At 72.9% G+C, this 5,031-nt stretch carries 5 protein-coding genes and 1 pseudogene; 5 read left to right on the plus strand and 1 reads right to left on the minus strand.

Annotated features, from left to right (window positions below; genetic code table 11):
* On the minus strand, nucleotides 1-316 hold a 316-nt coding region (locus GT030_RS28935), incomplete at its 3' end, for a rhomboid family intramembrane serine protease (RefSeq protein ID WP_161203612.1).
* A 163-nt stretch (nucleotides 317-479) separates the two neighbouring features.
* On the opposite strand from GT030_RS28935, the gene GT030_RS28940 reads away from it, so the two are divergent.
* From GT030_RS28940 to GT030_RS28960, 5 genes and pseudogenes are all read left to right on the plus strand, one after another.
* Nucleotides 480-719 carry a hypothetical protein gene (locus GT030_RS28940; protein ID WP_161203613.1) on the plus strand — a complete coding sequence of 80 codons (240 nt, stop codon included), beginning with the start codon at nucleotides 480-482 and terminating at the stop codon, nucleotides 717-719.
* Between the two features lie 63 nt (nucleotides 720-782).
* Nucleotides 783-2,126: an NYN domain-containing protein gene (locus GT030_RS28945; protein WP_161203614.1), complete on the plus strand. Its 1,344-nt coding sequence runs from the start codon at nucleotides 783-785 to the stop codon at nucleotides 2,124-2,126.
* 209 nt (nucleotides 2,127-2,335) lie between these two features.
* Entirely contained in the window at nucleotides 2,336-3,376 is a 1,041-nt protein-coding gene (locus tag GT030_RS28950) for a C40 family peptidase (RefSeq protein WP_161203615.1), read from the plus strand.
* Nucleotides 3,377-3,602: 226 nt separating this feature from the next.
* Nucleotides 3,603-4,607: an NlpC/P60 family protein gene (locus GT030_RS28955; RefSeq protein WP_346009765.1), complete on the plus strand. Its 1,005-nt coding sequence runs from the start codon at nucleotides 3,603-3,605 to the stop codon at nucleotides 4,605-4,607.
* Nucleotides 4,608-4,636: 29 nt separating this feature from the next.
* Nucleotides 4,637-5,031: pseudogene (locus tag GT030_RS28960) on the plus strand (hypothetical protein); the annotation flags it as partial.

Genomic DNA, 5,031 nt, shown 5'->3' on the forward strand with positions numbered 1-5,031 from the left:
CGAAGACGAAGAGGAACAGCATGTTGCCGAGCAGATGTACCCAGCTCCCGTGCACGAACAGCGCGGTCACCGGGGTGAGCGCCTCGCGCACCGGCTCCGCGAAGAGTCCGGCCGGGATCACCCCCCAGTGCCGGAAGTACGACCGCTGCGCCGCGAGCAGGGCGTCCCCGGTGCCGTACGTGTGGGTGAAGCCGGAGGCCGGGCCCAGCAGGAAGATCAGGCAGCACAGGGCGATGAGGCCGTACGTCAGCGGCGCCGGGGTGCCCCGGACCGCCCTGACGGTCCGGGCGGCGGTCGTGCTCCACTCTCTGATCATGAATACAGAGCATGACGTAACCGGACGCACTGGTACAGACCGCCTCGCCGCTTCGGACAGGCGGGCGGCGAACACCCGGCAGGCCGTAGGGTTACGGCCACACGCGCCGGGGCTCCGGCGCGTTCAGTCCGCCAGACGCGACGAGAAGGAAGCGAGCTGAGCCATGACGGTTCCTCCGCCGACCGCCACGACACGCTGGCGCTGCACCCTGTGCGGCAACCTCACCCGGTTCGACGTGACCCGTTCCTCCAAGACCGTCGAGTACGTCCACCTCGACCTGGCCGGGGAGCCGACCGTCGAGGAGCGCGAGGTGGTCAGTGAGACCATCGAGTCGGTCCGCTGCCGCTGGTGCAACGCCGTGGACCAGGTGGAACTCGTGGACAGGCCGGGCGCCGCCTCCTGAGGGCGGGGCGGTCCGTGCGGGATCGGACAGGTATCGGGCATGTCGGGCATTGGGGTGTGACGGATGGTGGAGACCGCGGGCGGGGGGCCGGAGGACGGCACCGCCGAGGTGCTTGACCGTCCGCTGCCCGACGGCGTGCGCCGCCGGGTCGTGGGAATCGTCTCGGACGCCTTCGGCGCCCTGACCATGGCCGAACTGCCCGCCCCCCTGCGCCAGTACGCCCGGTTCACACCGACCCGGCGGGCCAAGTTCGCCGGGAACGCGATGGCCGCCGCGCTGGAGACCGAACGCCTCTTCCGGCAGCGGATCGCCGAGCGCTACAAGGAGACCCAGCCCGAGCTGTGCGGCGCGCTGGAGGCGGGCTCACCGCCCCCGGCCGCCGACCCCCTCGACGTCGCGGCCGCCGCCTATGTGCTGCGCCCGCCCGGCTGGGCCAAGCTGGTCGCCGCGGCCGGCGAGGAGGCCCAGCGCGCGGACGCCGAGCGCGTGGACGAGGAGAGCCGCGCCGAGCTGGAGAAGCTCCGTGAGGAGCTGGAGCGGGCCCGCGAGCACACCCGCGCCGAGACGGCCCGGCTGCGCGCCGAGCTGGACGCGGCCAGGAAGGAGGCCGACGCGCTGCACCGCAAGCTGCGCTCGGCCCTGAGCGACGTCAAGCGCGGGGAGGCCGCGCTGCGCAAGGAGCGCGCCGAGACCGAGTCCGCGCGGGCCGAGGGCCAGGCGGCCCTCTCCGCCGCCGAGAGCGAGTCCCGCCGGCTCAAGACCCGCCTGGGCGAGTCGGAGGCCGCGCTGGAGGCGACCCGCCGCGCGGTCCGCGAGGGCCGCAGCGTGGAGGACATGCGGGTGCGGCTGCTGCTCGACACCGTCCTGGAGGCGGCCCAGGGGCTGCGCCGCGAACTCGCCCTGCCTCCGGTGTCGGTGCGCCCGGCACAGACCGTGGACGCCGTCGAGCCGGGCCGGATGACGCCCAAGGACATCGCCGCCCGCGCCCTGTCCGAGCACGACCCGGCCATCCTCGACCAGTTGCTCGCGCTGCCGCAGGCCCATCTGGTGGTCGACGGCTACAACGTCACCAAGACCGGCTATCCGCAGATGCCGCTGGAGAAGCAGCGGCTCAGACTGCTCGGCCAGCTCTCCGCGCTCGCCGCGCAGACCGGCGCCGAGGTCACCTGTGTCTTCGACGGCGCCGAACTGGCCGCACCGGTACTGCTCGCGCCACCGCGCGGCGTGCGGGTGCTGTTCTCCAAGCCGGGTGTGACGGCGGACGAGCTGATCCGCCAGCTCGTGCGCGCCGAACCGCCGGGCCGGCCGGTCGTCGTGGCCTCCACCGACCGCGAGGTGGCGGACGGTGTCGCACGCGCCGGCGCGCGCCCGGTGGCCTCTGCGGTACTTCTCAAGCGACTGTCCTGAACGCCCAACGGACACGTGACCTGCCCCAATTGAGGCTTCTGTGGACGACGGAAAGTCAACCCGGTGTCACGCGTGGTGCGTTGAGTGCAAAATATGCAGCGAGGGACTGGATTTTTTGCTGTGAGGATTTGAACTGATCACAACTGGGTCACTAGGGTCGGTTCGAACCTCCGAGCGGGTGATCACTCACAAGAAGGAGTTCGTCCTCAGTGGCGTCCCATCGTCGACCCAAGCAGCCGAGCCGCACGCGTGTCACCGTGCTCACCACCGCGGCGGCCGCCGCCGTCGCGCTGAGTGCGAACGCGGCCAACGCAGCCCCGAGCGAGAAGCCGGGCAAGACCGAGGTCAAGGCGCAGGTCGACAAGCTCTACGAGCAGGCCGAGCAGGCCACCGAGAAGTACAACGGCGTCAAGGAGAAGCAGGAGAAGCTCCAGAAGGAGATCTCCACGATCCAGGACAACGTCGCCCGCGGCCAGCAGGACCTCAACAAGCTGCGCGACGGCCTCGGTTCGCTCGCCACCGCCCAGTACCGCAGCGGCGGCATCGACCCCTCGGTCCAGCTCTTCCTCTCCGCGGACCCGGACGACTACCTCGACAAGGCCTCCACGCTCGACCAGTTGAGCGGTCAGCAGGTCGAGGCGCTGAAGAAGATCCAGGACAAGCAGCGCGAACTCGCCCAGGAGCGCGCCGAGGCCACCGAGAAGCTCAAGGACCTCGCCTCCACCCGCACCGAGCTGGGCAAGAAGAAGAAGGAGGTCCAGGGCAAGCTGGGCGAGGCGCAGCGCCTGCTCAACACCCTGACCGCCAAGGAGAAGCAGGCGCTCGCCGCCGAGCAGCAGCGCGCCGACCGCTCGTCCAGCGAGCGGGTCCAGCTCGGCCACGCCGTCCCCGCCTCGGGCCGCGCCGGAGCCGCGTTCTCCGCCGCCCAGAGCAAGATCGGCACCCCGTACGTCTACGGCGCCACCGGCCCCTCCTCGTACGACTGCTCGGGTCTGACCTCCTGGGCCTACGCCCAGGCCGGTGTCTCCATCCCGCGCACCTCCGAGGCGCAGGCCAACATCGGCACCCGGATCTACTCCACGAGCGACCTCCAGGTCGGCGACCTCGTCTTCTTCTTCAACGACATCCACCACGTCGGTCTCTACGCGGGCAACGGCCAGATCCTGCACGCCCCGCGCACCGGCACGGTCGTCCGCTACGAGTCCATGAGCACCATCGGCGGCCCGTTCATGTTCGGCGTCCGCGTCTGACACCCTCGCCACACCCGCCCGAACGGGCGAATCACGGCACCGCGCGACCCCTGGCGCCCCGCCGCTGACCTGCGTCGGCGCCGGGGCGCCACCGTGTGTGCGCCCGGCGGTCGTTGGCCGGTGGGTACCGCTGCGGCTACTGTCTGGCGCGGTTTCCCCGGCGCCGAGGGCCCCCGCCCGTCCGTGTGCCGGGGAGACGGTTTTGTCGTCCAGGGGAAGGACCGTCGTGGCGTCCCATCGCCGTCCCGCAACATCCGGATGCGACCGGGGCGCAGCCGCCCTGTGCGTGCTGTCCGCCGCGGCCGCCGCCCTGGGCGCCGTACCCGCCGCCCACGCGGCGCCCCCCGACAGCGCCCGCGCCGAACTGGACCGGCTCTACGCCCAGGCCGAGCGCGCCACCGAGGACTACGACCGGGCCGACGAACGCGCGGACAAGCTGCGCCACGAGGTCCGCGACGCCCAGGACCACATCGCCCGCACCCAGCAGCGGGTCAACTCCCTGCGGGAGCGGCTCGGTTCGCTGGCCGGTGCCGAGTACCGCTCGGGCGGCATCGATCCGGCCGTCGCCCTGCTGTTCTCCGCCGACCCCGACGACTACCTCGACAAGGCGTCCGTCGTCGACCGCATCGGCACCCGTCAGGCCGGACAACTGCGGGAACTGAACGGCGCGTTGCGCGACCTCGCCCAGGAGCGGGCGGAGGCGGAGGGCAAGCTCGGCGACCTGGAGCGCAGCCGCAAGGCGGTCGCCGCGCACAAGCGGAAGGTGCGGGAGCGGCTCACCCGCGCCCGGCAGCTGTTCGACTCCCTTTCCGCCGCCGACCGCGCCGACTACAACCGGTCCTCCCGCTCCGGCCGCCCCGGCCTCACCGGCCTCGGCGACCTCGACCCCCGTGCCGCCGCCGCGCTCGCCGCAGCCCGCTCCGCCCTCGGCCGGCCGTATGTGTGGGGCGCCAACGGGCCCTCCGGGTTCGACTGTTCCGGCCTGATGCAGTGGTCGTACGCCAGGGCGGGCGTCCAGCTCCCGCGCACCTCGCAGGCCCAGCGCAACGCCGGACACCGGGTCCCGCTCTCCCAGGCCCGCCCCGGCGACCTGGTGATCTACCGCTCCGACGCCAGCCATGTGGCGATGTACGTCGGCGACGGCCAGGTGATCCACGCGCCCCACCCCGGCGCGGCGGTGCGCTACGACCGGGTCGGGATGCTGCCGATCTCCGCGGTGACCCGGCCCTGAGCCCTGCCCGCACCCCGTACGATCGGACGGTGGCCGGCCGGGACGGAGCGTGGCGAGCAGCGGCGGCGGGACTCTGCCTGCTGCTCCTGCCGGCGTTCTCCGGATGCGGCCACCGCGCCCCCGGCACCGCCGCCCGCGCCGAGGTGCAGCGGGTGCTCGACCGCCGGGCCACCGCCCTGCTCGGCCACGACGAGGCCGCGTACGCCACCACCGGCACGCGCGTCCCGTACACCCGGCTCCGGGCCCTCCCGCTGGCCTCCTGGGCCTACCGGATCACCTCGCTGCGCCCGGACGGCACCAGCGCCGACGCCGAGCTGAGCTACCGGGTCGCCGGGCAGGACACCGCGCCCGTCACCGCCCGGCGCACCCTCACCCTGAGCCACACCGCCGACGGCGGCTGGTACGTCGCCGCCGAGGGGCCCGC

This window comes from Streptomyces sp. SID1328, assembly GCF_009865595.1.
Taxonomy (GTDB): Bacteria; Actinomycetota; Actinomycetes; order Streptomycetales; family Streptomycetaceae; genus Streptomyces; species Streptomyces griseoluteus.

What these genes read in the sequence shown, in the direction of transcription:
- GT030_RS28945 (WP_161203614.1), top strand. Translation starts at nt 783, where the DNA reads ATGGTGGAGACCGCGGGCGGGGGGCCGGAGGACGGCACCGCCGAGGTG.
- GT030_RS28940 (WP_161203613.1), top strand. Translation starts at nt 480, where the DNA reads ATGACGGTTCCTCCGCCGACCGCCACGACACGCTGGCGCTGCACCCTG.